Below are 24,337 nucleotides of genomic sequence, written 5' to 3' on the forward strand. Positions count from 1 at the left end.
GATTCCTGTGGCCTGGATGGGATCAAGCCCGCGAATGCGGATTCCTGTGGCCTGGATGGGATCAAGCCCGCGAATGCGCTGCCTTGGCCTTCGCACCATGCCGGCTACGCGCCAACGGAATTTGAATTATTCAGACCGGACTATTGAGCCCTGTGACAATGCCACTGTAGTGTTGTCCTACGCAGGAGTGGAGCAAGAGGGCCGCCTCGGATTTTCGTACCTGCCGCTCCACTTTCCTGGCGACGTCTTCCTGGGCCGTACAATGCGAGGCCAATTCGGCTAGTTCAGAATCCGAGTACGGAGCGGGGATTCCTGCCAATGCCGCTTTCACCAGGCGCTGTGTGATCAGATCGGGAAAGCGCCTGTTTGGCGCTGTCGAATGCGTATAGTCCTGTACGGCCAGTCCAAAGTGACCTATGGGTACGCCATGCCGTTTCTCGACGACATACTCACCCGAGCCCATCAGCTTGACGATGATCAGTGACAAGTCCGGAAAGTGCAGGGGATCACGTTGATGCTGGCGCGCCAGAAACGCTTGCAGTGCCTTGCCGTCGGGGAGCGCCGGCAGTGTCGCCCCGTAGCCTTCCGCCACCTCGATAATGCGTGCCCAACGTTCCGGCGAGCGTACCACGCGCCGCAGTGAGGCACCACCTTGCGCCATGAGATAATGCGCAGTGCATTCATTGGCGGCGATCATGAATTCTTCGATCAACTGTCGTGCACGGTTGTGTGGCTGCAAGCGGATGTCGGCGATCCGGTCGCCATGAAACAGTGCATGCGGTTGAAATCCCTCGAACTCGAGTGCACCCTGGGTGTGGCGCAGCAAGCGCAGCTTTTGTGCCAGAGCATCCTGCTGCCGCAGCAAGCTGGCGACAGCAGGAACACGCTGTGCCGCCACAGGTAGCGCCTCGGTCCCTTCCAACCACGCCGAAACAGAGTCGTAAGCAAGCTGCGCTTTGTTGCGGACTGTCGCTCGGAAGATTGTTGAACCGAGGAGGACGCCATCGGCACTGAAGTCCATTTGATTGACGATCGCGAGCCGGTTCACATCCGGGTTGAGCGAGGTCAGATTGGTGCACAGCAGTTCCGGCAGCATGGGGAAAATCCTGGACGACGTATAGACGGAAGTCGTGTTGTGTCGGGCGTGCTGGTCAATCGGCGTCCCTTTGGCGACAAAGGCATCGACATCGGCGATGGCGACGGATACGCGCACGACACTATTTGGCAGTGACGCGCTGACAATCAGTTGATCGAGGTCACGTGAATCGTCATTGTCGATAGAGAACCAAGGCAGGGCCGACAGGTCGGCAATACCCGTGGTGGCTTCTAGCGGCACCAATGGAATGCGGGCCAACTGCTGGAGAACAGGGGAAAGGAACTCGGGTTCCAGTCCCCGACTGAACATCGCCAGCGCCGCGATCGTTGCCAGATTGGCCCGTTGGTTCTTTAAAGCGCTGCGCATGGTCGCTCCCGGATGGTCGATTGAACCGCCAGCCTGGGGGGAGGTAGGCTCGCGCGGCAGTACACCGTATGACGATAGACTGGATGGACCAGGACGTGCTCAGAGCGCCACTCTGATTGCATGGCTCTAGCATAATCCTCTTCTTGCCGTGGTGGAGCGACCGGCGTGGCGGAATTGATCGGTGGCACTGGACGCTGCGCACTGGTAGACCATGCTGTTGAGTTACTGAGATCGCCCCAACACTACCATCGAATTTCACAAGCGATTCCACTGGTTAATGGGAAGAGACCGTGGACGTCTGCATTCTTGGAATTGATCTGGCCAGCCGGCATTGCTTCGGGCTATGAGAGGCGAATAAATGGAGTTTTTGACATCGAGAGTAGTGTTCGAGTGGTCGAAGATCGTCGGTAGGTAAGGGGCGCGCAGCAGCTAATGATTCGACGATGCGGCGACGAAGTGGATCTGAATGGTGTAAATGGATTTCCATGTCGAACCATACACGGAGCACTTGGCCTTGGGGGGCTGGGTCATGAATTAGTTTGCCCCGCTGGCAGCTTCTTCTTCGTTCAGTAGGCTCATCGCGCGCAGGGCGCTCCCACGCTCAGCTTCCTGTCGCGCCTTGTCCCACTGGACCTGTTCCTTTCTCATTTGCTCTATCTGTGCTGGATACTGCTTGGCGCGCCGCTTGGCGCGCCGCATCCCCTTGCGCTTGCCGCGCCGTCTCCGACTGCAACTGCTCTTGGCGTGCCTCCTCTTTACGCACTGCTCCTAGCCCAGCCGGACTGTTTGCACTCGTTCCTGTTCGTAGCGTGCTGCACTTTGGCGCGCCCTTTCTTCCTGTCGTAACTTTTCCTGTTGCATTGCTTCGCGACGTCGATCTGGTTTTGTTCGATCCGCTTCCTTGTGTACTGCTTCGGCTTTGGCTACCTGGGCCGCACGGGCGGCTTCTTGCCGAAGCTGCTCCTGTCGTGCGTTCTCCTCCCGGCGTACCTGTTCCAGCCGCAGTGCTTCGCGCCGTAATGGTTCTTGTCGTGCTGCGGCTTCCCGCTCGGCCTTTAGGCATGCCGCTTCGATCCTCGCAGCTTGTTCGACACGGGCTATGTCCAATTTGAGCTGTTCCAGACGCGTTGCTTCGCGTAGCACTGCGGCGGCCAGTTCGGACTGGCGCAGCTTCTCGGCGGCCGAGCGTTCCTGTTCGAGCTTGGCTTGCTCGCGCGCTCGTTCACGCGCCCCGACGTCGTGCGCTGCCTGCGGCAGCAGCGGAAAGATGCGGCCGAAGCGGCGCTGGAAAGGACGGTGTGGGCGGGCTAGCCTGCGACATCGTCACTGGCGCCACGTCGCCCGCTCGCACACGGGCTGGGCGACGGTAGGCGGCGCTTCAGGAGGGATTGAAGGCGGTGGCGTCTCGTTGTCAGGTGCCGACGGCAGTGTCGACGAGGTTGCTGTGGGCCGCGTTGGCAACAGCAAGATCTGCAGCTCGTTGGCGCTCGGGCGCCGCTCTTGCCAAGGGAGTTTGAAGGCAGGAATGCCAAAAGTCTGGTCGCCCAAGGTGACGCGCAATAGTCACGCGTGGATGGCGTCAGAGATCACCACTGTGTGTTCGACGCCATGGTTCGCGTTGAAAGGTTTAATACAGACCGAAGGTGCGTGCTTGAGACATCAGTACAGACTATCACAAGACCTGACCAATTGATTGAATGCCAACTGGCAAATGGCAAATGCAATACATTCTGCTGCCCTTGTTTTGGTGATTGTTACTGCCGGCATGCACTCCTTCGGCTTCTGGCGCTATCGCGTCACCTGATTGTGCACGCCGCGCATGTAGATCGACAGTTCAGGGCATGCGCTTCCACGTCGGCGGAAGGTCTTGCCATAGCGCGCATGAGCAGTCAGAGCAGGGCGCACTATTACGAAGGGTTGCAGCTCAAGCCAGCACAGCGGCGGCGCGGTGGTCGACTTGTTCAGGCAGGTGTGACGTTAGTGGCCTTTTCACCCTTGGGGCTGGGAGCGCGTTCGAAAGTCACGCGCTGATTTTCTGCCAGTGATTTGAATCCCGTCGCCTTGATATCCTGGAAATGGACAAACAGGTCAGGACCGCCCGCGTCGGGGCTGATAAAGCCAAATCCTTTGGCTTCGTTGAACCATTTAACAATACCGGTTTGCGTAGTCATGATGAAACCTCGTAAAAGATGTTGAGAGTCGGGCCTTGCCCGGCGAGGCGCGCCAACGAGCAGGGTCAACAAGCGAGGGAATCAGACAGCATGCCAGGTACGGCACGACAGTACGGAGACCGCCAATTATTTGTGGTGCTTTATACGCGGTAAAATCAATATACAAGGCTTTGCGCGCGGCACCTAGCGTTATTTACACAAGGTCGGTAATCGGGACGAAGTCCTACCATCTTGAAAGAAGCGATAGGAATCGCCATCGGCACATGGGCTCGGCGCGTGTTACTGTGGAAGCCCTTGCAGCGGGATCGAATGCATGGCTTGTGTGCTGATACTATGAGATGGAGTGACCGTGTGACGGGTTCGACAGGCGACGAGTGGCAGCAAGACTGGTGCGTGACCGCCGAAATGGTTGTACCAAAGCAAATCAGCAGGCTGTTCCATGCCGCGAGGGATCATGAAACCTTGAGCGAATGAACGATGGAGAAGTTCGAAATCATGTCCGATGCGTATGGGGCAATGCTGCCAAAGCGAAAACGTGTTCGGACGGGCGCGCAGGCAAGCGCTGGCACGCCCCGCCAGCCACGCAAAAGTGAGCTGCTGGCGCTGCTGCGAACCGCCAAGGCACTGTTGTGCGCAAATAGTGTAGAAGCGGCGCTGCGCGCCGTGGCCGAAGGCTTACCCGGGCTGAGGCCGGACGCGGTTTTGCTCATCAGTCACAGCGATAGCGGCGATAGCTGCTTCTACCTCGACACGCCGGAAGGAGGTGGTTGCCTTGAACTCAACCATCGCATGTGCAGCGAGGTGCGCAAGGTGGTGGAAAGCGGCCCGCTTCCCCTTTCTTTGCGGGCATTTACGCTGGACAACGGAAGCTGCGTGGCGGCCCCGTTCTCGGAGGTTATAAACGGAGGCTACATTGCGCTGAGCTGGCGGGTGCCGCCGGAGCAGACAGTGCAGCAGCAAGCACTGGCGTTCCTTCCCCGCATTGCAGAACTGGCCGGTGCCCGTCTCAACAACCTGCTGGGCCAGTTACATTGGGAAGAGGAAGTGCAGGAGCAATATCACGCCTTTGCTGCGACACAATCGCGTCACACGGAGGAATTGCGCGTGAGCGAGCATGAAAAGGTCGAGGCGTGCGTGCTTGCTGCGCAAGATGAGTTGACCGGCCTGCAGAATCGACGGGGATTTCTGGCGAAATCGGAGCAATGCTTGTTGATCGCCCGCCGCCAGGAGCTGGCGTGCGCAGTGATCTTCGCTGATGTGGATGGGTTAAAGCTGGTCAATGACCAACTGGGGCACGCCGCCGGCGATGAACTGATTCGCGATGCGGCCCACATCTTCAACAATGCATTCCGGCACGCGGACGTGGTGGGGCGGGTTGGCGGCGACGAATTTGCGGCATTTACGTTTGACAACGCGACGCCGCGGGCCATCGTCGAGCGCATCAGGTTGAAGATCGCTCAGTTCAATGCTGGCAAGAAAGGGGACCTCACGCTGTCGTTGAGCATTGGCGTGATCAATTGCGATATCCACAGCGAGGAAACGCTCTCGGAATATCTGGTGCGAGCGGATGAAGAAATGTATCGCCATAAGCGGCAACGTGCACGGGCGCCACACTAGAGCTGCCGGCTTGCATGCGATGGCGTGGGATTTACCCCGTCCGGGGCGAGATCGCGTGCGGCCAACATGGTGCGCTACTCGGTATCTGCCTTGGCGCGCGTCGGCGCGCGGCGAGCACCGACGGGGGCGCAGAGAACGCGCTCGATGACGTATAGGGGAATGCAGCGAGCCTGTAAATAGCGCTGAGCGCCGGCAATCCCGACGATTGAGCTCAGGACGATGCCGTATTGCACAATGGCGGCGGTCCAGGCGTCTTCGCGCCGCGTGATCTCGCTCTTCTCGTCCATTGCACACTCCTTCCGCAGGAGTAAAGTATTGCACAACGACCGGCTATTACTATGCCATTATGCATGACGACAACTCAGGTCTTCTTGCCCCCGCGGCGTTGAGAGGGGCACTGCAAGGGGCGATGTCGGTGGTCGTCGTGCGGGGCAGTGCGCGATCAATGGTTGGTTTTCTGGGGTTTACTGGACGGATGCCGCACTTGCAGGCAATCCTGGCCAACAAACGCGCCTCCATTGATATCATTGCGGAACAGGTCGAGCCAAGAGGTGCTGTCACTGATCAGATACTGTCTGGTCTGCCCCGTTGATTTGCGCCGCACGGTCAATTCGCCCTGCAATCCCGGCACTTCATCGGTCTTGGGATCCGTCGTGTCCGTAGCGCTGAGAGAAAAGTCTGCACGGATCAGGCGATTGCTGCGCAAAATCCTCTGAAATTCGGCTACGTCTTCCGCTTCGATCAGTTCCATACAACCTCCAAATGTGATCCTTCAGTTTCAGTATAGGCCTAAACGCCGTTGCACCGATCTTGAATTACGCGACGCCTGCCTCATGCGGGCGGCTATGCTCTTCGCTGCCGAGCGCAACCTGTGAGGTAATTGGTCCAGAAACAGTGGGACGTCCTGCCGCAGATGTGTTGCCGTCGCCACGTGCTGCCGTGTGGTGACCATTCTCCGGCAGCGCGCAACAAGTTTCGTGCGATTATGCGCGAGGGAATCCTGCCAGCGTCCTTCCTTACGCCGAAACCTGATCGCGATCTGTCTGGCGGGCAGACAATCACTTGGTGGGCTTCGCGCCAAGTGCCGCGGCACCCAGGTGCGTAATCTCGTTGGCCGCGGACAGCATCTGGCTTAAGACCGCTGATGACAGCGAAATAGGCGGCCGAAGATGAATCGATCTCGTCATCAAGCGAGCTCACATGCACGCTTGTAATGTGATTGAGTTCGAGGAACGCGCTGGCCTGTGTAAGCCGATCGGTTCCTGGACAAGCCTCCGCTTGAAAGTACATGTGATCGGTATCCCATTGAAGAATGGTGTCCTCCAGGTCACTACACAACGGTGCACTGGGTAGCGCCATGTAGACCGCAATTGGACGCCTCACCAAGCTGTGGTGGTTTGTACCGCTGATGTTCCTGGTCGTGCGCCCGGCGTCGGTTCTGCTCGGGATGGCTGGTTCCGGCATGCCCCTGCACAGGCAGGTCCTGGTCGGTTGGCTCGGCATTCGCGGGATCGGCTCAATTTACTACCTGGGGTTTGCCTTGAATCGCGGCGTCGCGAAGGTGTTCGCACCAGAACTGGTGAGTTTGACATTGGTTACCGTGGCTGCATCGATTCTCGCCCATGGGATCACGGTGCAGCCGTTAATGGCCTGGTACGAGCGGCATCCCGTGAAATGAGCAGGCCGTTGGGATGCCGCGCCATTGCGCGCACGCACCGGTGCCTGGGAAGTGCGAAACGGATATAACGCTTCAAGGATGGCGAGCGCGCAATTGCTGGGCAATGATCAAATGGTTGGCCGAGGCGCGACGGCTGCGGCAGTCACCAAAGAGCACCCGCTGCAACGTTGATTCGTCAATGCGCTGGTTCCGCAGGAAGACGAGAGCATAGCGCCAGCCATGGGTGCGTACCAAGTCGATCGCATGGTTCAGATAGCGAAACTGTTGGACGTCGTGCCGTCGATCAGAATAGATCGTCCTCATGATACCTCCCTGTGCATGGAAGTGCAGCTTGGATCTGGAAGTCGTCATCAATGAGCCCAAGTCGACCTATCCAGCAAACGCAATCCGATGTGCTAAAGGGATCCGCACTGCGAACTTAGCAGATTAGCACATTGCGAATGCTTCAGCGATTGCTATTCTGTATCGCGCCTGGTTGCAAGCGGCCTGCGCTGACGTTAGTGTATGCCTGCCTGACCATGTCGTGCTCTCTGCAACGAGGGGGCAACGTTTCCGCATACGTTAAGCGGTTTCGCGTGGAGCTCGCACGACCTGCGGGTGACGTAGTGCATGGTGCGCCAGGCGCCAAGACCGTCAAGGACGTTTAATCGGTGAGCGGTGCTTCCAGCGTCGCGTGGTGGTTGCATTAGGATATCGGCGATGGACTCAATAGGAAGAGCGCGCTGGTAGAAACACCGCCATGACTCGCACCCGCAGGGCGCCATATTGCGTCGGGCACCTATTTCGTTTGTAGTGCAGGCGCCTGCAGCCTCCGTGTGCGGGAGGTCGCGTCTTCAAACGGGCGGAAAATGATCGCAGGTGTTCAACCCGTAACTGGCTTGAATGGGGGCGGCAGTGCCTTGGCGGCCGCGTGGGTGAAGCTGATGCGAGACGGGAAGTTGTTGGGAATGAACGACTGGTTGCGACGCGATCTGGACGATGGGTGTAGATTGCCAGGATGTCACGCCGAATCAACCATGCCACTGCGGCGAAAATTTCGGCAGCCTTAGCTGCCAGGGCCGCTTTTGGTGAACGGTTTGCCTACAACTCGGCGCACTTGGCTGGGCTGTTGCTGCCTTTGGTGAAAGAGGTGTTCGCCCGCCCGGTGTGGAAAACGCGCGAACGTCACGCCATTGCCGGACCACTGCCTGACCGGAGGATTGCAGGTAAACGTGCCTGACAAAGCATCGTTTGCATGGTAGGTGATGCGTCGACAGAATGAGCGCCGACCAGAATTGGCGGGCCTGTTGGCAGGCGCTCCGTTAGCATGAGGTATCGCGGCACCTCCGCCCGTTTAGGACTATCATGCAAGTAAGAGCAACGTTACTGGGCCGAGGCAGATGATGGCCATTACCAATGCGATCCGTTACAAGGGTTTCTTCCTGGACTGCGAACCCGCCAAGATGGGTAACGCTTGCTTCGTCGCTCAGGCCATCATCACACGTGAATATGGCCTGGCATTGCACGAGTATGCATTCCATGACCTCTGGGTGGCGTGTGCGGCAGCGGACGCGGTGTCCTTTGCCAAGGCATGGGGGCGGGAGTGGATCGACGACCAGCTCCAGCAGGCTGACGCGTCCGTCCGTTTAAGCGTACACTCAGTGTGAGTCACCAATCAGGAGAACCGTCATGAAGGACTCTGGACCGGAATTCTCCTTCCGCGGCCTACCTCTGAGCGCCGAGCAGGAATCTGAAATTCAACACTACATTCACCAACGGAAGAGGCGCGGCCTGCAGCCTGAGGTTGAAGAACTGCGCGCCATGGTGCAGGACATGCTGGAGCCCCCCGCTAGCGAGAATCCAGGTGAGAGAGCCGAAGCTGAAGGCGTACATGCCGACGCGGAACGTGCTGCCGGTCTGGTCGACAACGGCGGCGATCCGATCGCCGCGCGCGAAGAACGCACGGCTGCCCGCGAGGCCGAAGCGATGAAGCATTCAACATCGTGAGGGGGGCGGCTACTGCTGGGTGAAGAAACAATGATGTTCTGCCGTCGACACATCGGCTGTGCATGAGAGAGTCGACTAACATTGCAAGCGATGCGTATTAGCGCAGGCGATGCCGAAATCATTAGGTGAACGTCGCTCGTGAGCGTATAGTGGGTAACAGGTACCCAGCCAACATCCCCAGTTTGTGCCGGTCTTCCTCAGCATTGCAGCGTGACAGCGCAATCGCGTCAAAGCCCCTCAACGTCGTGAAGTGGTGTTATACCTGCGAATGGCACGCTGTTGGCGCGCCGCGCCGGAAAGGTGGGACCGCTCGTTGCCACCGCCTTTCCGAGTCTGTTCCTTATCGCGAGCGAAGGAGTGCGCCATGCGCCGGCATTCAACATCGTGGTTCCAGGGATGGAAAATCCTGCTGAGGTGTGCTGAATTCAGGTGCCAGGACGGTTCGTTGAAGTTCGCCTCAACCGCCATCCTCAAACATAGGGCGCCGACAGCGGATTGCACGAGCCTTCAGTGGCCCGACAAGATGACGCGATCGATTGTTTTTCCGGAGGACGCATTCGACTCCTGTGAAGACGCCAATACCGATGCGATGGCGAAGGCCCGGCGTCAGGTCCAGATAATGAATGGGAGCACGGATAGCCACGGGAGAAAGATCATGGAAAGTGCGCGCAATTCAGATGCGCGCCAGGAGTCAGATGAAAGCCTGGCTGCGCGGTATGAGATCTCGTTCGATGGGAAGCGTTATGCATTCCGGCAGCACCGCTACGACGTGTTCCAGGATGCCTTGCGCTATGCGGTCGCGGAGCACGCCAAAGTTGGCTTCTCGCACGACGAGGCGTTCCAACCGAGCTGGACGGCCGCATATCGCCCCACCGACGAAGACGAAAGCACGATGAGACTGCATGGTATCGACTATATCGAGGGCCACTTCCTCTATGGTGGTTATCGATACGGTCAACTGTGTGACGCGGTTGCGTTTGCCGCCGAACATCCGAACCTGTAAGGCCATGCTCGCGAAGGAGCACCGGTATGGAGCAGTATCTGCAATGGCTGGCCGGAGGACTGCTCGCGTTGAGCTGGTGGAAACTGCTGCTGATCGGGCTGGTGACGACGCATGTGACGATCGTCGCGGTAACGGTCTACCTGCACCGGTGCCAGACGCATCGCTCGCTGACATTGCGCCCGCTCGTGGCCCATTGCTTCCGCTTCTGGCTATGGCTGACGACAGGGATGGTGACGCGCGAGTGGGTGGCGGTGCATCGCTGCCATCACGCCCATTGTGAAAGCGAGAAGGATCCGCACAGTCCGGCGGTGGTCGGGATCAATGAGGTTTTGTGGCGCGGGGCCGAACTGTACCGGGATGCGACAAGTGACCTCGCGCTGGTGGATCGCTACGGCGGTGGGGGACCGGCTGACTGGCTGGAGCGGCGGGTCTATGGCCGCTACACCTGGCAAGGCGTCGGCTTGCTGCTCGTGATCGAACTGGTCTTGTTCGGCGCACCGGGCCTGACGCTGTGGGCTTGCCAGATGATGTGGATTCCGTTCCTGGCCGCCGGGGTGGTCAACGGCTTGGGGCATTATGCCGGCTACCGCAATTACGACTGCAAAGAAGCGGCCACCAACATCGTCCCGTTTGGCCTACTCATCGGCGGAGAAGAGTTGCACAACAACCATCACACTTTTCCAACCTCCGCAAAATTCTCGGTACGCTGGTTCGAACTCGATATCGGCTGGGCCTATATCAGCTTGTTGCGGTGGTTGCGCCTGGCAACGCTGCGGCGGCCGCCACAGCGACTGATGCGATGCGCGGGGCAGTTCGTGCCGACGCCGGTGACCTTGAAGCTGGTCCTGGGCAATCGTGCGGTTCTGATGCGCGAGCTGACAGTGCTGACCTTGGACGTGTTTCGGACGGAACGCATGGAACTGGCGCAGTCAATCCCCCACGCGGCGTTGGCCCAGACGAAGCGTTTGCTGCGGCGCGCACCTTGCCGGCTCACGGGAACGCAACAGGTGGAGCTGGAACTGGTGATCGTACACAGTGCACGACTCAATACCATGCATGTGGCGCGGCAGGCGCTGGAGAAGTTATGGGAACGTTCGCCGGCAACGCAGGAAGAACTCCTGACGGTCTTGCAAACCTGGTGCGTGGATGCGGAGCGCTCCGGTCCGCGCCCCTTGCAGCGATTCGCGCGGCAATTGGCGAGTTATGGATAGTGAGATGAATTTTGCATTGACCCACTCGACGGCGTGCCGGGAATTGCTCAACGAAGGAGACCTGGAGGACGCTGTACGCTATTGCATCGCCCAGGGCATTGAACCACCGGTCCCGCCATGCACCCGACTCTCCTCCGACTACGAGCGGTGCGTGGAAGTGGCACAGGAAACCTTGTCAGACTACGGTTGGTGGGAAAAGAGGTTAAAGATCCGGAACACGCGTGAACGCAGGCAGGCTGAGACGCAGGAACGCTCAGGTGCGAAGTCACTTTCGCCCTCCGGGACAGCCACACGTTGATGCGATGTTTTGCGCCGGCTTGCGCCACAGCCTGGCGATGCCTTGGCGAGGCAGTTGCTGCGGCCTGCCGGTTTCCAAGGAACGATTCCAAGGCACGCTGGCCCAGCGCACATCACGTGGCGTGACGGACGCATTCAATCCATGTGGCAGTCGGGTGGCGGCAGTGCGAGCATGGCATTAGACGAGTGCCGGAAGTCCTGCGCCAATTGGGCGCGACGCCACTAAGGAGCCCGAAATGCAAAGTTATCGTGGTTACGAAATCGATTGTTCGACAGTCAGGGCGACGTTGGGTAAGCCTAGCGCAAAGTGGTACTGTCGATTGAGTATCAGGAAAGTTGGTGATCCACTCCCTACGCGATACCAGGTGACAGTGATTGCCTGGACCATGCGCTCGGCGAGTGTGCTCGGCCAACACCTTGCGAAGGAACGCATCGATGATGCGCTCGGAATCGAATAGTCTGCTTGAGATCTTCCCGCGCTCAGTGACCACGCGGTAGGCGCGGCCCTGGTCAATGCCATGTACGGTGGCGCTATGTTCCGGGTCTGCCGGTGTTACCGAACACGCGAACGGGGGGGGGCTGGCGTAACTCGGCTTGGGGGCGAAAGACCAACGTCGGATGGTGTCGGCATGCAAAGTCTATCGAGTCGGGTCTCCGCTGCTAAAGCGCGACACCATCGCCAGCAGTTCAGCCATCGCTACGGGCTTCGTTAGGCGGGATACCATGTGTGCGCGTGCCATCGCTTCGCGACTGCCAGGGTCATCCCAGCCGGTCCATGCAACAATAGGAAGTTCAGCGCATCGGGGAAGGGCATGCATGGCTATCGCGGTCTCATAGCCGTCCATGCCCGGCATTTCGATGTCCAGGAGTACGATATCCGCAGGCCACTCGGCTAGCAAGGCGACCGCTGAAGCGCCGTTATAGGCTACCCTACGGTCGATGCGCTGGATAAACAGAAACTGGGAAACCATGTCGACGGCGTCCTTGTTGTCGTCGACCAACAGCACACGGGCATTGATTTGATTCATGATTCTCTCCTTGCGTCATCACGACTCCTTCGCGATGGGCTAGAGAGAGGAAATGGCTTAGTGGGGCCGGAAATTCAGATTACACGAATCGGGTAATGAGCCCCGCACGTTTCGAAGCGAAGCATGACGATAAAGCCGAATGCTCAAGAGAAATCGTACAAAGCGTGGGGGTGTTGCACTGGCCCCTGGAAAAATCCGGGCGGGGCATGCTCATTTGCGCGGCAGGCTGCGTTTGAACAGGAGGGATGGCGGGGCATTTTCGGGAAAGATGTCGTAGTGGCCAATGCGCCCCATGGGGCGAACTTTCAGGTATTTTCCTTTCCCATCGACCATGTGGCGCGCCTGAAGCAGATTCAGGTGATGTGCGGCGTGCGCGATCTGCAGGTTGTGCTGGCAAATGGCGTGTCCAGGTGCAAGGCGGGCGAAGGCGCAGGCGTCGCCCAGGCAATCGTATCGATAGGTGCCATAGAAATAATGTCCTGCAACAAATGCGATACCGAGTTGCTGCATCAGCAGAAGATCGTCGGCTGAAGGCGGCGAAACTCGCTGCGTGAGTACAGCCTGTGTTGAAGGTGGTGCACTGGAAGGGTGAAGGAGCATGAGCTGCGCGTAACTGTAGGCATCGATAAAGTTTTCGTACGCGTAGCCGCGATACAGGTAGTCACGCCCATTGAACCGGATCGATCCTGGTCCGGAACCGAACGTGCTTGCCGCACGTCGATAGTACTGATAAGTTACCATGCTGACACACTTGATGCATCGACGCTAATATGACAGCGCTCGCATCAGCCAATTTGCCAAGAAAGCGGTGAATTCAGTGTACGCTGATTCGCAGATTTGCGTTTGGCGGCGCTGACATGGTTCGCTGCTCCGGCGAAGGCCGGAATATTCCGCATCTGGCGGCAAGCGTCGGCAGTACTGTCGGCGCCCGTGGCCACCGGAAAGTGGGCCGGCGTAGCCAGCGAAGGCTGGCATGCTGTCGCAGTTATCGTCGATCTTGGCTCGCGTCGCTTCGTCGACCGGTTGATTCCCCGCTGTAAAACCAGAACAAGGGCGGCAATGGAACTGGCAAGGAGCACGTCGTTTGACAAGGAGGCCATGTCGTGCTGGTTTGACTCCTGGCAGTCGTTCGACCCATTCGATGCACGGGTTATGTACGACTAGACATGAAAACGGGAACTGCTCCTGCACCTCGCAGCTTTTGCTGATCATGACAATATTGTTGTCGAAAGCAGGCTGGGCGAATTTGAAGAACCGGCGGTCCATGTGACGGCGCTCCACGCGCGCCACAGTGACGAACCGGATACCGCTTTCAAGAGCGAGTCCCTGGCTGACCGGGCGGGACATGGCGCAGTTGCTGCTGCCTGCTGCTCGACCATGGTACACGTGATGATATCGATCTGTTGCCACATCGGAATTGCTAGCTAAATCAAGGGCTTCGGTCTGTCTTAGATAATCGAGTAGGAAGGATCACGGCTCGCGATCGAGCGCCGGAATTGTGACAACGGCTTCCTGGAGGATCCATGCTTCTATCGCATCGTGCCACTTGCGCAGCAGATCGAGCGGCCGGCGCCGGTAGTGCTTTTCGACGAGCGCACTGGGCCGGTGCCCCATGATCTGCGCGGATACCCCGCTTGGCATTTCTACCCACTCGCACAGCGTTCCGAACGAGCGGCGTAGCCCATGCAAGGTGACATGAGGGAGGCCGGCGTTGACCAGGGCATCGGTATGCGCCTGCGTAGGGGAAATGATATGGCCACTAGCTGAGGTGTTGCTACTGAAAACCCATGGGGAGGGCTCCCAATGATTGCCTGCTGTCTCCAGTTGCCGGATACGACGTTTGGTTGGCGGTGTTTCGTTCATTCGTTTAAGCGCCAGCAATAGACTAGCGAAGTAGGGCGTGAGAGGAATGGTGCGGACACCTTCTACTTTGTCGCGGATATTGAGGCTACGCCATTTCAAGTCCACGTCCTCCCACTTAAGCATGGCAAGCTCTTCGCGGCGCGCCCCGGTCAGCAATAGTCCTTGTAGATAAAAGCTGAACACCGGATTCGGGACGGCGCGCATGGCGGCGAACCAGTCTTTCAGTTGTTCACGCTGCAGACAGTCACCAATTTTGGCGCGCGGCGGCGGAACGGCATCGCGCACTTTTCGCGCCTTGTAAGAACCCGCCGGAACAATGCCGCAATACGCTTCCTGACTCTCAGCCCAATGAATGAACGCCCTCAGTTTGCGGTAGCTCTGCGTAGTGTTGGTGGGCCGGGCCGCTGATTCCTCCGCAGCCCACTCAGCCAGCACGGAGGCCGACAAATCGGCGAGTTTAAGTGCCATCAGTGGCGCAAGCGGGCCCGCGACGGTTTTCCCTGGACCGCGCTTCTTGCCCTGGCCGCCCGGCGCAGCCATTTGAATATGGTCCGTGTAGTGACGTTCGCTCCACCGGGGTTTTCTGTCTTCAAGATAGATTGGCCAGACCTCGCCAAGTGTCAAATCTCGGCGCTCAGCCTGGGATCTGGCCACCGCGTTCTTGGCAAGTTGTTCGACGCGCTGCTGGCGTGGATCGAGTCCAAGGTCGACCTGTGCTTTCAGGCGGGTCGCTTCTGCCTGAGCGTTGACTACCGTCCAGGTCCGAACGTCACCGATGGTGGTCCGCAATGTTTTGCCATTCAGGCGCGTCTCGAAGATGTATGATTTACTGCCGCCATCGCTGGCCCGGAGCCCCAAGCCTGGGGTTTTGGCGTCCCAAAGCAGGGATTGACGCTTGCCTGGCTCGCACTGAAAGGCCGATATCCGTTCTGCCGTGAAGTTGATTTTTGCCATGAGCCGATGGTCTGGAGTGCGCAGTTTGCGTAGGCACTGCGTAGGCAAATTCTAGCAAAATAACGCCAAAAATCGGAAAGTATTACTCAGGCTGCAAGCCCATGTTTCCTTGCTTTTTTCGTTGATAATCAAAGGCTTGCCAAGAAAACGGAAAGCATTGAAAAGTGTGCCGGAGCGGACTTCTAAGCCGAGGGTCGCAGGTTCGATTCCTGCAGGGCAGGCCAAATTGCCTAATTGCAATCCATTCCCAGCACCGTTAGAATTTTCTGATTGCATTATTTTCCAGAAAATGAAACTTGCCATCGTTGGCTTATGGTCCGCCATGCAGCTTGCCACTGCGCACGCCACCTCGGTTCTCGCGCCGCCGCCTTGCATCGAGATGCCCATCACGATAAGCCTGCCAGGGCAGCGGCCGCCCGATCGTGAGTCCCATATCCGGCAATATCTCGATAAAGAATCAGCAAGATGCGCAGGCCAACATGCGTCGAGTGCCGAACATGCTGTGGAGGACGTTCCCATTTTAGTCAGGTTGATGCGCAAGGGGGAATCTCCCGCGATCAGGCGCCAGGCTGCGGAAACAATAGGATGGTTGAATGTTGACCAGCGTTCCCCGCTGGAGGAGCTCAGCACCGGCATATCGGAGGAGGCTGACGCTGAAGTCGTGAACGCGCGCATACGTGGTGTTGGTATGTTGCTGCCTTCATTCTCCGATCCGCGCTGGAACAGTGAGATACGACTGAGCGAGATACTTGGCAATATCGACGATATTAGTTACAACGATGCACGTAGCGAGCAGGATAGAGCGCTGATCAACGCTGCAATAGCCGATGTGCTGGAGCAACAGGTACGTCAATTGGATTATTTGACTACCTGGCCGCCAGAAGGACGCAAAGTCGGAGCATCCGATTGGCAACAGGTGGTCGGAGAAACGAGCCTGATAATTCATCGCCGCCAAGGCCATGCACATTTGTTGAAGGCGCTGGAACAGGCATTCGGCTCAGGCACGCCAGCGGTCGGTCCTGAACAAGAGGCAGCCTGGTTACTGGATCTGCTCGATACCCTGGGCGCGCCGGATCCTGAACTCCGCGCTGCCGCCAGTGGCCTCGTGCAGAAACTGCTGACGCGCTTGGCAGCCCTGCGTGATCCAGTATGGCAGGACTTCCACCCCTACTTGAGCAAGGGCGCGCTCGACCGGTTGACCATTGTCGCCCGGGCCGGCGTGGGCGATAGCGATGCCAAGGTGCGCGCCAATTCAGTGGGAATGCTGGGAATCCTGGGTTCACCGAACGAGCTGGTTGCAGCCCTCGACGACGAGGAGTTGGTGCGCGAATATGCCGCTTTTGCCCTTGCGCGGCAAACGACAGTACCTGGCGACGCGGTGCCGCGACTGTTGCGCATGGCACGAAAGGGCAACGAAGCATCGCTTGCTGCCATCGCTGCTTTGTCGCAGGTGCGAGAGTTTGAGGTGATGCAGGCGCTTCTCGACATCTTGCTCAAATCTTCCACAGGCTCCGAGTTTGAAGAAAAACGTGCCGTCACCGCCGTGCGTGCCTTGAGCAAGTTTGGTTTGCAAGCTGCATTGCCGGTTTTGTCACGTGCTGACCGGGCAAATGACGAATTCGCTCAGCAACATCTGTATGAGGTCCTGGTCAACGTCGGCTGGGAACAATTGGGTAAGGCGCAAGCGGCACAGGTTGCAGAGGCGCTGACGCCAGCGCTGGTTGGAGAAGATGAACTTAGCCGTTTGTTCGCGCTTAGCCTGCTTGCTCGACTGCCGGTGAGCGGTGCGCAGCAGTACGACAACGCCTTGGTAGATCGCTTGGTCGGCAGGTATTTGTGGGTGACGCAGAAAGAAATAACCAAAGCAGCGGATGTTCCCGCGGATATCCGGCGGCAGACGGATCGGGCGCTCAAATATGCCTGGAATTCGTCGTGGGCAATGCCGCCGCAACGGGCCGTTTCCATTGTGGCGGGACATAGTTCGAGCGCGCTGGCGGCCCAGCGCATGGTGGCTTGGCTGTGTGCTGCGCCTGGCCTGCAGCAGATCCACCGCGCCTACATCGATTTCTATACGAGCGGCTCAGGCGAACCGGCGGCCATCGAAGCGATGGGGGCCAGCCTGAATCAAATGGGGCCACTGGCCAGGCCCCTGGTCGAAACGGCGCAAGGCAAAGACAAGCGCAAGCAATGCAGATTCGGTCTTGCTGGCGTTGGGATATAGCCTTTCCCTGCAAGCTGGCGAATCAGGCTTTGCGGCGGCGGAAGAATGCCAGCGACAGCAGGCCAATTGCCAACAGCGGCAGTGTTCCTGGAGCTGGAACTTTTGCGGTGTCCTCAGGCATTGCAGTCACAGTGCTGCCGAGATCAAGTTGAATGTTCTTGCGTGCGATGAAGGTGCCGCCCAATCTGGAATCCTGATTGAAGTGCAGGTTGCTGTCGGTTCCGGAAGCAAACAAGGTGCCGAACCATTCACCGGCCATGCCTTGCGTCCAGTTTCCCCTGGTTTCCGTGTAGATGTCGTTGGCTCTACCGTTCAGCATTTCGAAATCGAACCCGGAGCCGATATTCACATTGCCATTGATGAACAGGTTGATTGCGCCGCCGGACAGGTCAAAGATGAACGCGCTCTCTGCACCCACGGTCAGCGAGTCGAAATAGTACGTGCCTGCGCTTAGCTTCAGGGTGGAATCGTATTCAAGGTTGACCTTGCCGTATGAGCCGGTTGCCAATTCGGCAGTTGCGCCGGATTTGAGGCCGTAAGCTTTTCCGCCTGCCTTGAAATCGGTGCCGGCTGGCAAGGTATTCAGCGATGGCGAATTCGTCTTGCCGGCCACAGTGCCGGTAACATCGGCTTGGTACTTCACTTCCACCTGCATGCCGGCAGTCGCATTGCCTTTGATTTGGGATTTTTGTTCAAGTGTGACGTTGCCGCCGGCCGAAACATTGCCTGTCACCCGGGACTCGTATTTGGAGTGGATGTTGCCCTTGGCGCCCACATCGCCAGTCACCTTTGTTCCTTGCTCAAGATTGATGTTGCCGCCTGCCAGGAGGGTGAAAGGGGTGGCATGAGCGAAAATTGGGGCGGCAAGAATAGCCGCAGCAGCGAGGGCTTTCAATTTCATGGTTGGCATCAAAAATTTGCTATTGGTAATCAATGATAATCATAAGCAATTTTTAGGCCATGCATTTATAAATCATTGATTTGTAAAGAATATGCTTGCGCCAAGTATTCCTGATGAGCAGCAGGTGTAAAGTTTCTCGACATTAAGAAGATGAATAATTTCAATAATAGCAATGATATTGTCAAATGGTGTCGGAATTTTTTACATTCTGCTTCAGGATTTTAACAATGTTTTCTGTAGTTCATTGTTTTTAAACAAAATTTCTCTGATGGCATACGAATTGCTTAATGATAATTTGTGATGTCATCACGCAAACTTAATTGATAGAGAGAAAATGAACCTGCTGAAAAAATTGTCCCTGTCTACCGCCCTGTCGATCTCACTGATGACCGGCGCCTCTGCGAATGTGATCCAAACCACGGCACCTGTGTCGATGGACTCCTACGGTGGCTGGGCTTGGCAATAGATGTCCAGCGTTACCCTGGCGCACGGCACCAACGAAATTATCGGCCTGACCAGCTCGATGAACATTCACGATCAGGGCTGGGGTGGCCAAGATCCTGCCGGCAATCAAGTCTTGATCGGCCTGTTCGCTAATGGCGCCAATTTGTTCAATGTGCACGTTGCCGGCGGTTTGCATAGCTGGACGACCCAGACTTTTAACATCGCGAGCGATGCCGCTGCACTGAAAAACCTCAACCTCAAACTGGACACGGTTGACTGGGGATTGAACCCTATCGTCAAGCTGCAAATGTTCGCGGCACCAATCGGTTATCCGGGCTGGCAGCTGCATGCAACGAATGCGACCTTCACGGTCGAGTCGGCCAAGGTTCCTGAGCCTGCTTCGTTGGCCTTGCTTGCACTGGGTCTTGCTGGCCTGGCAGTAGCCCGCCGCCGCAAAGCCTGATTGTTGGTATTTCTGCCAAAGGCTGGGTTCTGCGTTGCGCAGGGCCCAGCCCTTTTTGTATGGAACTAAAGATCCAGGAGTGATTGCTGCTGCGGCGCGGTGACAGCTTTCTTCCTGGCAGGCGGGCGAGGATCTTCCCATGCCTGCATCAGCTCGTGCGGGTAGGGATTGAGGAAAGCGCGGGCAAACTCGGGATCGCGGCAGGACAGCCAGTCGCCATAAGCTTCCGGCGGCACCACGACCAGGGTGCGCTTTTCGTCGTCCGGCTTGTGAAAGCGCCTCAACAAGGGATGTTCATCGGCGTTGATGGTCAGTTGGGTGAAGGAATGGCTGACGCTGCCATCGGCTTCCTCCCAACTGCGCCACATGCCTGCCACGGCAAAGGGACTCTTGTCTGCCATGCTGATTTGCCAGCGCACGGCTTTGCCCGACTCGTAATTCGGCTCATAAAAACCGGTCATTGGAACCAGGCAAAGCTGGCTGGCGCGCCAGTAGTGACTGTAGGAGCGCAGTTGGCCGACGGTTTCGCTGCGGGCATTCATGGTGGTCAGGGACGGCATCGCAGCGGGCACATGACGGCGCGGCACGAAGCCGAAGGAAGCCACCACGCATTCCGGCTGTCCGTCCAGGCCAAGGCGGATGATGGGAGCGTCGTAATCCTTCCAGGTCTCATCCGGCCATTCCATGCCGTCGAGGTTGGACAGGTCGATGTCCATCATTTCCTGCAAAAGGTCGCGCGAAGTGGGGCGGTAATTGGTACACATGGGGGCTATGCTAACCCGATTGAGCTTGCTAAACTACTGTATATGCATACAGTTACACGAAAGCCGCTGACAGCAGCGCAGCTACGCGAAATCTGGCTTCGAAACCAGAATGCCGACATGCTGGCCGTGCTTTGGGAAGTCAAGCGCTTGCGCGGGCTGGTGGTGCGTGCAAGCCATCTGCACTGGACGTTTCGTGATGAGCTCAAAGGGGAACCATGCCTGGAAGAGGAGCGCCCGTTTGCCACGGAAAGGGAATTGCGTCGGCGGGCCAATGCGATCAGGAATGCTGATTGATTCATTAATCCGTTGCATTGTCGTCAACCCTTGTGCCATAGTGTTTAAAACACAATGGGCGAGAATCATGGCTATGACTTCGCAGCTTCACCCACTCAAGGGATGTACAAGCGGCCGCACAGCTGACGTGATCTTTGTGCATGGATTGGGCGGCGATCCAATTGAAACCTGGCGCCGGCCGGACTTTTCATGGCCCGATGTGCTGGGCAGTGAAATGGAGCATGTGGGGATCTGGTCGTTGGGCTATCCTGCAGCGAAGAGCGATTGGACCGGTTCCGCAATGCCTCTTGGCGACCGCGCGCAAAATGTGCTCTCACTGCTTGAAGCACACAGTATCGGTAAGCTGCCAATTATTTTTGTCGCACATAGCCTTGGCGGGCTGTTGGTGAAGCAAATGTTGCGGCTCGCAGAAGACCTCTCCCAGACACCGTGGCTCGCCATCAGCAAATCGACCAGGGGCATTGTCTTTCTCGCTACGCCCAATACCGGTTCCCGTCTTGCCAATCTGGGCTCTTTCCTGCCGGTGCTTCGTCCCTCGGCTGCAATGCGGGACCTGGAGCTGAACAGCGCTGGCCTTCGACAACTTAATCTATGGTTTCGGAATAATGTAAAACGCATCGGTTGCCAGTTGCTGGTCTTTTCAGAAAAATTGCCCTGGGGTCCGGTGATCGTGGTCGATGAGGCTTCATCCGATCCAGGAATTGAGGGTGTCATTCCGGTCCCGCTGGATGAGAATCACATCAGCATCTGTAAGCCGGCTTCCAGCAGTGCCTTGCAGTACCTGAAGGTGAAGAAGTTTATTGACGAACTTGTGCCACGTGCAGAGCCAGTACAAATCGTTAGCGCTGCAAGGTCTTATCCGGGTCAAGCGGAGCCTCGTCAGCAATACCTGCTCAATATTGCGACCTGGCGTCCCAACGAAATCAATGCGGTTGCCTTCAGCCCGTGCTCCCGCTATCTTGCTGTCGCCTCCGACGATAACACGGTACGAGTATGGCGCCATGCAGGAGAAGACCTCCTGCTGACAGTGGTGGCGCACCAGGACTCGGTGAAATCCGTCTGCTGGTCGCCCAATGGCAAATACATCGCTTCATGTTCTGCGGATGGAAGCGTAAAGATCTGGGATTTTCCCAATGGTTCGCTAAGGCGGCAGTGGAATGGCGGCGACGATTGGGCGCGTGCCATTGCTTGGTCGGGCGACGGGCAATGGTTGGCATGTGGTTATGCAAATGGAACGGTCCGGATATTTCATCCTGACCAACCACAGGAGCTGCTTCGTTTCTCGGCGCACGAGGCACGTGTGCGCGGAATTGCTGCCTCACCCAGCTCCCAATACGTGGCCAGCGGAGGCTCTGACGGTTTTGTCCAGGTCTGGCATGCAGGCGACGGGGCAAGACATGCAAGCGTCAACATTGCCGGTTTGTTCCCTCAACTAGAACGAGACCGGGCGCAGGTGATTTGCCTGGCGTGGGCACCGTCTGGCGAATGGATCGCGGCGGGCACCATATCCGGCCACCTCGCCATCATTGATACACTCACATGGCGAATTGTCCGTGCCGCAAAAGTGGCGCGCGATTCCCTTCTTGGCTGCAGTTGGTCGCCGGCCTCCGATGAGATTGTCGTCGGGTCGTCAGACCGGACAGCAGTTCGAGTACGGATTTCGGCGATGCCGAAAGCTGAGACCATCAGCATAGTCCCCACGCCTTTTACAAGCGGCCTTACGGCAGCTGCCGGTACCAGGATTTCAGAGCGATCGGGATCTGTCCGGGCCGTGGCCTGGTCACCGGACGGTCAATCAATAGCGACGGGCTCAACCGACCAATCCATTGAAATCCATGCCGAAGGCGAATTGGCTGCGAGAGCTAAATCGCTTCTGAGAGCGCATCAGTGGCGCGTGCAATGTGCGGCAGTGTCGCAGGACGGGGAAAAACTGGCGGTAGGCAGCATTGCTCGCACAGTCGTTTTGTATAACTTGAAGCAAGGGCGCTATCAATGGACTTTCGAAGGGACGACTGTAGTGGAGGGCGCTTCCGACGATTGGGGAGGGAAGGACGTTCGCATCGTCGAAAAACGGCGTGAAGGCCTTGATGAATATGCGCGGTGCCTGGCATTTTCACGCGATGGGCAATACATTGCCGTTGGAAGCGATGATCGTACTGTTCGAGTCCTGGAGGCGGACAGCGGGCGCTGCACTGTTCCCGTGCTATCGAACTGTCACGATGAACGCATTCATTGCCTGGCCTGGTCCGAAGGCGATCGGGTCATCATATCGTGTTCCGGCAGCGTCGTTGCCCTTTGGGACCGATCGTCGGGGACGGTCCACACAACACGTGCCCACCGGGGGCATATTTTGAGCCTGGCATGCGCACCGTCCGGCGACGCCTTCGCCACGACGGCAGAAGATCTCACTATTGTGTTGTGGCGGGGGACCACGCCACGAGAGTTGTGCCGGACACCAGAGAGCCTGGCCATTCTTTCTTGGTCTCCCGATGGCAAGTTCATTGTGGGTGCTGGCTCGGCTGGGCATGCCTATGTCTGGAACGCGCAGTATGGGCAAATGATCGCGCAGATCGACACCGGCGACCGGGTCCGCGCACTGACCTGGACGGCCGGGCAATGCCTTTTGGCGCTCGATAAAGGCGATGTACTGATCGTCGACCAGGCCGCCTGGACGATCCGCTCCCGCGTACATTCCTTATCGTCGACCCATCGCAGCTTGTGCATGCGCGTAACCGGTTATCGAATGCCGGACCAGTCGGGAATCTCTTCCGAAATCGAGATCGCGTGGACCGGCCTGGAATCGTGGAATCATGCAATTCGGGATTTGGACTGATACTATCAGTGCATGAAAAATCTGCTCCTGGTGGGATCAACCGGCCTTGTTGGCGGTGAAGTGTTGAAGCTGGCGCTGGCCTCGCCCGAGGTTGCGCAAGTTGTTGCACCTACGCGGCGGTGCCTGGAGCCGCATGCGAAACTGGTGGCGCCGGTTGTGGATTTCGACCGTTTGCCTGAGCTGGAGCCCTGGTGGCAGGCCGATGCCGTGATCTGCACCCTGGGCACGACCATCAAGGTTGCCGGCTCGCAGGAAGCGTTCCGCTTAGTGGACTATAGCTACCCGATGGCCGTAGCACGGCTGGCGCGCCAGCATGGAACGCCAACGTTTGTGCTGAATTCCGCGCTGGGTGCGGATGCCGGCTCGAGCGTCTTCTATAACCGGGTGAAGGGCGAGGTGGAGCACGGCGTGCGCTCGCTTGGCTTTGAAACGCTGGTGATTGCGCGCCCCGGCTTGATTGGCGGAGCGCGCGAAGAATTCCGGCTTGGCGAAAAAATCCTGGTGCCGGTCCTGACGCTGCTCGGTTCGATGCTGCCGCGCGCGTGGCGCATCAATCCGGCCGAGAACATTGCGCGCGCCATGTTTGACGCGGCAATGCACCCGCAACCGGGTGAGCACATCATTACTTCGGACAGGATGGCCTGAGGCTTATTCTTCCATCAGGCTGCGCAGCATCCACGCGGTCTTTTCGTGCACGTCCAGGCGCTGGGTCAGCAGGTCCGCGGTCGGCTGGTCGTTGGCCTCGTCCACCACAGGCAGCAACGAGCGGGCCGTGCGCGCGGTCGCTTCCTGCGCGGAGACCAGGTGGCGCACCATGTCCATGGCCTTCGGCACGCCAGGCACTTCCTTGACCGTGCTTAGTTTGCCGAATTCGGCATAGGTGCCGGGCGCGGGATAGCCCAATGCGCGGATGCGTTCTGCGATCAGGTCCAGCGCGGTCCACTGTTCGGTGTACTGCGTCATGAACATCTGGTGCAGGGAATTGAACATCGGACCCTTTACGTTCCAGTGGAAATTGTGGGTCATCAGGTAAAGCGAATAGCTGTCAGCCAGCAGGCGGGACAAGCCATCGGCAATGCGCGCGCGGCTGTCGTCGGACAGGCCGATATCAATCTTCACAACGTCCATCGTCAATTCCTTTCGGTCA

The 24,337-nt window shown here is 58.0% G+C and carries 25 protein-coding genes; 13 read left to right on the plus strand and 12 right to left on the minus strand.

The genetic code is table 11. The features are described from left to right. Positions 1–130 precede the first annotated feature (130 nt). Positions 131–1,462 carry a ribonuclease catalytic domain-containing protein gene (locus ASD58_RS04565; RefSeq protein WP_057259935.1) on the minus strand — a complete coding sequence of 444 codons (1,332 nt, stop codon included), beginning with the start codon at positions 1,460–1,462 and terminating at the stop codon, positions 131–133. A 1,961-nt stretch (positions 1,463–3,423) separates the two neighbouring features. Further along, a complete protein-coding gene (locus tag ASD58_RS04570; RefSeq protein ID WP_057259936.1) occupies positions 3,424–3,633 on the minus strand; it encodes a cold-shock protein in 210 nt (69 codons plus the stop codon). A 477-nt stretch (positions 3,634–4,110) separates the two neighbouring features. On the opposite strand from ASD58_RS04570, the gene ASD58_RS04575 reads away from it, so the two are divergent. Continuing rightward, on the plus strand, positions 4,111–5,250 hold the full coding sequence (locus tag ASD58_RS04575) for a GGDEF domain-containing protein (RefSeq protein WP_057259937.1): 1,140 nt from the start codon (positions 4,111–4,113) through the stop codon (positions 5,248–5,250). 74 nt (positions 5,251–5,324) lie between these two features. Here the strand turns inward: ASD58_RS04575 and ASD58_RS04580 are convergent, their stop codons facing one another. After that, on the minus strand, positions 5,325–5,537 hold the full coding sequence (locus tag ASD58_RS04580) for a hypothetical protein (RefSeq protein ID WP_057259938.1): 213 nt from the start codon (positions 5,535–5,537) through the stop codon (positions 5,325–5,327). Between the two features lie 155 nt (positions 5,538–5,692). Continuing rightward, the gene (locus ASD58_RS04585) at positions 5,693–6,001 is read right to left on the minus strand and encodes a transcriptional regulator (protein ID WP_200951566.1); all 309 of its coding nucleotides are present in this window, start codon (positions 5,999–6,001) and stop codon (positions 5,693–5,695) included. A 657-nt stretch (positions 6,002–6,658) separates the two neighbouring features. Between ASD58_RS04585 and ASD58_RS04590 the strand changes: the two genes are divergently transcribed. Next, positions 6,659–6,928 (plus strand): cation:proton antiporter, encoded by a 270-nt coding sequence (locus tag ASD58_RS04590; RefSeq protein ID WP_057259939.1) that lies wholly within the window; start codon positions 6,659–6,661, stop codon positions 6,926–6,928. Positions 6,929–7,000: 72 nt separating this feature from the next. On the opposite strand, the gene ASD58_RS04595 is transcribed toward ASD58_RS04590, so the two are convergent. Then, complete coding sequence (locus ASD58_RS04595) at positions 7,001–7,231, minus strand: hypothetical protein (RefSeq protein WP_156401155.1); 231 nt, start codon at positions 7,229–7,231, stop codon at positions 7,001–7,003. Positions 7,232–7,925: 694 nt separating this feature from the next. On the opposite strand from ASD58_RS04595, the gene ASD58_RS31060 reads away from it, so the two are divergent. The 5 genes from ASD58_RS31060 to ASD58_RS04615 all read left to right on the plus strand — a co-directional run bounded on the left by ASD58_RS31060 (position 7,926) and on the right by ASD58_RS04615 (position 11,128). Further along, positions 7,926–8,147: a hypothetical protein gene (locus ASD58_RS31060; RefSeq protein WP_156401156.1), complete on the plus strand. Its 222-nt coding sequence runs from the start codon at positions 7,926–7,928 to the stop codon at positions 8,145–8,147. 160 nt (positions 8,148–8,307) lie between these two features. Next, positions 8,308–8,574 (plus strand): hypothetical protein, encoded by a 267-nt coding sequence (locus tag ASD58_RS04600; protein WP_057259941.1) that lies wholly within the window; start codon positions 8,308–8,310, stop codon positions 8,572–8,574. Between the two features lie 22 nt (positions 8,575–8,596). Next, entirely contained in the window at positions 8,597–8,914 is a 318-nt protein-coding gene (locus ASD58_RS30370) for a hypothetical protein (RefSeq protein WP_082565224.1), read from the plus strand. Between the two features lie 364 nt (positions 8,915–9,278). Continuing rightward, a complete protein-coding gene (locus ASD58_RS04610) occupies positions 9,279–9,917 on the plus strand; it encodes a hypothetical protein (RefSeq protein ID WP_057259943.1) in 639 nt (212 codons plus the stop codon). 26 nt (positions 9,918–9,943) lie between these two features. Beyond that, complete coding sequence (locus ASD58_RS04615) at positions 9,944–11,128, plus strand: fatty acid desaturase (protein WP_082565225.1); 1,185 nt, start codon at positions 9,944–9,946, stop codon at positions 11,126–11,128. Between the two features lie 935 nt (positions 11,129–12,063). Here the strand turns inward: ASD58_RS04615 and ASD58_RS04625 are convergent. The 4 genes from ASD58_RS04625 to ASD58_RS31070 all read right to left on the minus strand — a co-directional run bounded on the left by ASD58_RS04625 (position 12,064) and on the right by ASD58_RS31070 (position 15,594). Then, complete coding sequence (locus tag ASD58_RS04625; protein WP_057259945.1) at positions 12,064–12,453, minus strand: response regulator; 390 nt, start codon at positions 12,451–12,453, stop codon at positions 12,064–12,066. 210 nt (positions 12,454–12,663) lie between these two features. Beyond that, on the minus strand, positions 12,664–13,194 hold the full coding sequence (locus tag ASD58_RS31065; protein WP_156401157.1) for a hypothetical protein: 531 nt from the start codon (positions 13,192–13,194) through the stop codon (positions 12,664–12,666). A 729-nt stretch (positions 13,195–13,923) separates the two neighbouring features. Further along, complete coding sequence (locus ASD58_RS04640; protein WP_057259948.1) at positions 13,924–15,270, minus strand: integrase family protein; 1,347 nt, start codon at positions 15,268–15,270, stop codon at positions 13,924–13,926. Positions 15,271–15,321: 51 nt separating this feature from the next. Next, positions 15,322–15,594: a hypothetical protein gene (locus ASD58_RS31070; protein ID WP_162252980.1), complete on the minus strand. Its 273-nt coding sequence runs from the start codon at positions 15,592–15,594 to the stop codon at positions 15,322–15,324. On the opposite strand from ASD58_RS31070, the gene ASD58_RS04645 reads away from it, so the two are divergent. Next, positions 15,593–17,491 (plus strand): hypothetical protein, encoded by a 1,899-nt coding sequence (locus ASD58_RS04645; protein ID WP_057259949.1) that lies wholly within the window; start codon positions 15,593–15,595, stop codon positions 17,489–17,491. The genes ASD58_RS31070 and ASD58_RS04645 overlap by 2 nt on opposite strands. A 22-nt stretch (positions 17,492–17,513) precedes the next feature. Here ASD58_RS04645 and ASD58_RS04650 read toward each other — a convergent pair whose 3' ends face one another. After that, positions 17,514–18,392, minus strand: coding sequence for a PEP-CTERM sorting domain-containing protein (locus ASD58_RS04650; protein ID WP_162252981.1), 879 nt, complete (start codon positions 18,390–18,392; stop codon positions 17,514–17,516). A gap of 334 nt (positions 18,393–18,726) precedes the next feature. Here ASD58_RS04650 and ASD58_RS32495 point away from each other — a divergent pair, with 334 nt between their 5' ends. Together ASD58_RS32495 and ASD58_RS31785 are read left to right on the plus strand one after the other, a co-directional pair. Beyond that, positions 18,727–18,858, plus strand: a complete 132-nt coding sequence (locus tag ASD58_RS32495) for a hypothetical protein (protein ID WP_255357316.1) — start codon at positions 18,727–18,729, stop codon at positions 18,856–18,858. Continuing rightward, a complete protein-coding gene (locus ASD58_RS31785) occupies positions 18,859–19,299 on the plus strand; it encodes a PEP-CTERM sorting domain-containing protein (RefSeq protein WP_057259951.1) in 441 nt (146 codons plus the stop codon). 65 nt (positions 19,300–19,364) lie between these two features. Here ASD58_RS31785 and ASD58_RS04660 read toward each other — a convergent pair whose 3' ends face one another. Beyond that, complete coding sequence (locus ASD58_RS04660; RefSeq protein ID WP_057259952.1) at positions 19,365–20,063, minus strand: SOS response-associated peptidase; 699 nt, start codon at positions 20,061–20,063, stop codon at positions 19,365–19,367. A gap of 117 nt (positions 20,064–20,180) precedes the next feature. Here ASD58_RS04660 and ASD58_RS31610 point away from each other — a divergent pair, with 117 nt between their 5' ends. From ASD58_RS31610 to ASD58_RS04675, 3 genes are read left to right on the plus strand one after another with little or no spacing between them, the layout of a single operon-like run. Next, the gene (locus tag ASD58_RS31610) at positions 20,181–20,357 is read left to right on the plus strand and encodes a hypothetical protein (RefSeq protein ID WP_162252982.1); all 177 of its coding nucleotides are present in this window, start codon (positions 20,181–20,183) and stop codon (positions 20,355–20,357) included. Next, on the plus strand, positions 20,347–23,190 hold the full coding sequence (locus ASD58_RS04670) for a hypothetical protein (RefSeq protein WP_162252983.1): 2,844 nt from the start codon (positions 20,347–20,349) through the stop codon (positions 23,188–23,190). Before ASD58_RS31610 ends, ASD58_RS04670 begins: the two co-directional genes overlap by 11 nt. A 12-nt stretch (positions 23,191–23,202) precedes the next feature. Continuing rightward, complete coding sequence (locus tag ASD58_RS04675; protein WP_057259955.1) at positions 23,203–23,835, plus strand: NAD-dependent dehydratase; 633 nt, start codon at positions 23,203–23,205, stop codon at positions 23,833–23,835. Positions 23,836–23,838: 3 nt separating this feature from the next. On the opposite strand, the gene ASD58_RS04680 is transcribed toward ASD58_RS04675, so the two are convergent. Further along, positions 23,839–24,318, minus strand: coding sequence for a Dps family protein (locus ASD58_RS04680; protein ID WP_057259956.1), 480 nt, complete (start codon positions 24,316–24,318; stop codon positions 23,839–23,841). Positions 24,319–24,337 lie beyond the last annotated feature (19 nt).

It is taken from the genome of Duganella sp. Root1480D1 (assembly GCF_001427305.1).
Taxonomy (GTDB): domain Bacteria; phylum Pseudomonadota; class Gammaproteobacteria; order Burkholderiales; family Burkholderiaceae_D; genus Rugamonas.

Coding starts and splice junctions, on each gene's coding strand:
- ASD58_RS04595 (WP_156401155.1), bottom strand. CDS start 7,231: ATGAGGACGATCTATTCTGATCGACGGCACGACGTCCAACAGTTTCGC.
- ASD58_RS04670 (WP_162252983.1), top strand. CDS start 20,347: ATGCTGATTGATTCATTAATCCGTTGCATTGTCGTCAACCCTTGTGCC.
- ASD58_RS04650 (WP_162252981.1), bottom strand. CDS start 18,392: ATGAAATTGAAAGCCCTCGCTGCTGCGGCTATTCTTGCCGCCCCAATT.
- ASD58_RS04645 (WP_057259949.1), top strand. CDS start 15,593: ATGCAGCTTGCCACTGCGCACGCCACCTCGGTTCTCGCGCCGCCGCCT.
- ASD58_RS31070 (WP_162252980.1), bottom strand. CDS start 15,594: ATGGCGGACCATAAGCCAACGATGGCAAGTTTCATTTTCTGGAAAATA.
- ASD58_RS31785 (WP_057259951.1), top strand. CDS start 18,859: ATGTCCAGCGTTACCCTGGCGCACGGCACCAACGAAATTATCGGCCTG.
- ASD58_RS31060 (WP_156401156.1), top strand. CDS start 7,926: ATGTCACGCCGAATCAACCATGCCACTGCGGCGAAAATTTCGGCAGCC.
- ASD58_RS32495 (WP_255357316.1), top strand. CDS start 18,727: ATGAACCTGCTGAAAAAATTGTCCCTGTCTACCGCCCTGTCGATCTCA.
- ASD58_RS31610 (WP_162252982.1), top strand. CDS start 20,181: ATGCTGGCCGTGCTTTGGGAAGTCAAGCGCTTGCGCGGGCTGGTGGTG.
- ASD58_RS04565 (WP_057259935.1), bottom strand. CDS start 1,462: ATGCGCAGCGCTTTAAAGAACCAACGGGCCAATCTGGCAACGATCGCG.
- ASD58_RS04660 (WP_057259952.1), bottom strand. CDS start 20,063: ATGTGTACCAATTACCGCCCCACTTCGCGCGACCTTTTGCAGGAAATG.
- ASD58_RS04615 (WP_082565225.1), top strand. CDS start 9,944: ATGGAGCAGTATCTGCAATGGCTGGCCGGAGGACTGCTCGCGTTGAGC.
- ASD58_RS04640 (WP_057259948.1), bottom strand. CDS start 15,270: ATGGCAAAAATCAACTTCACGGCAGAACGGATATCGGCCTTTCAGTGC.
- ASD58_RS04610 (WP_057259943.1), top strand. CDS start 9,279: ATGCGCCGGCATTCAACATCGTGGTTCCAGGGATGGAAAATCCTGCTG.
- ASD58_RS04680 (WP_057259956.1), bottom strand. CDS start 24,318: ATGGACGTTGTGAAGATTGATATCGGCCTGTCCGACGACAGCCGCGCG.
- ASD58_RS04625 (WP_057259945.1), bottom strand. CDS start 12,453: ATGAATCAAATCAATGCCCGTGTGCTGTTGGTCGACGACAACAAGGAC.
- ASD58_RS04575 (WP_057259937.1), top strand. CDS start 4,111: ATGGAGAAGTTCGAAATCATGTCCGATGCGTATGGGGCAATGCTGCCA.
- ASD58_RS04675 (WP_057259955.1), top strand. CDS start 23,203: ATGAAAAATCTGCTCCTGGTGGGATCAACCGGCCTTGTTGGCGGTGAA.
- ASD58_RS04590 (WP_057259939.1), top strand. CDS start 6,659: ATGTTCCTGGTCGTGCGCCCGGCGTCGGTTCTGCTCGGGATGGCTGGT.
- ASD58_RS30370 (WP_082565224.1), top strand. CDS start 8,597: ATGAAGGACTCTGGACCGGAATTCTCCTTCCGCGGCCTACCTCTGAGC.
- ASD58_RS04580 (WP_057259938.1), bottom strand. CDS start 5,537: ATGGACGAGAAGAGCGAGATCACGCGGCGCGAAGACGCCTGGACCGCC.
- ASD58_RS04570 (WP_057259936.1), bottom strand. CDS start 3,633: ATGACTACGCAAACCGGTATTGTTAAATGGTTCAACGAAGCCAAAGGA.
- ASD58_RS04600 (WP_057259941.1), top strand. CDS start 8,308: ATGATGGCCATTACCAATGCGATCCGTTACAAGGGTTTCTTCCTGGAC.
- ASD58_RS31065 (WP_156401157.1), bottom strand. CDS start 13,194: ATGGTAACTTATCAGTACTATCGACGTGCGGCAAGCACGTTCGGTTCC.
- ASD58_RS04585 (WP_200951566.1), bottom strand. CDS start 6,001: ATGGAACTGATCGAAGCGGAAGACGTAGCCGAATTTCAGAGGATTTTG.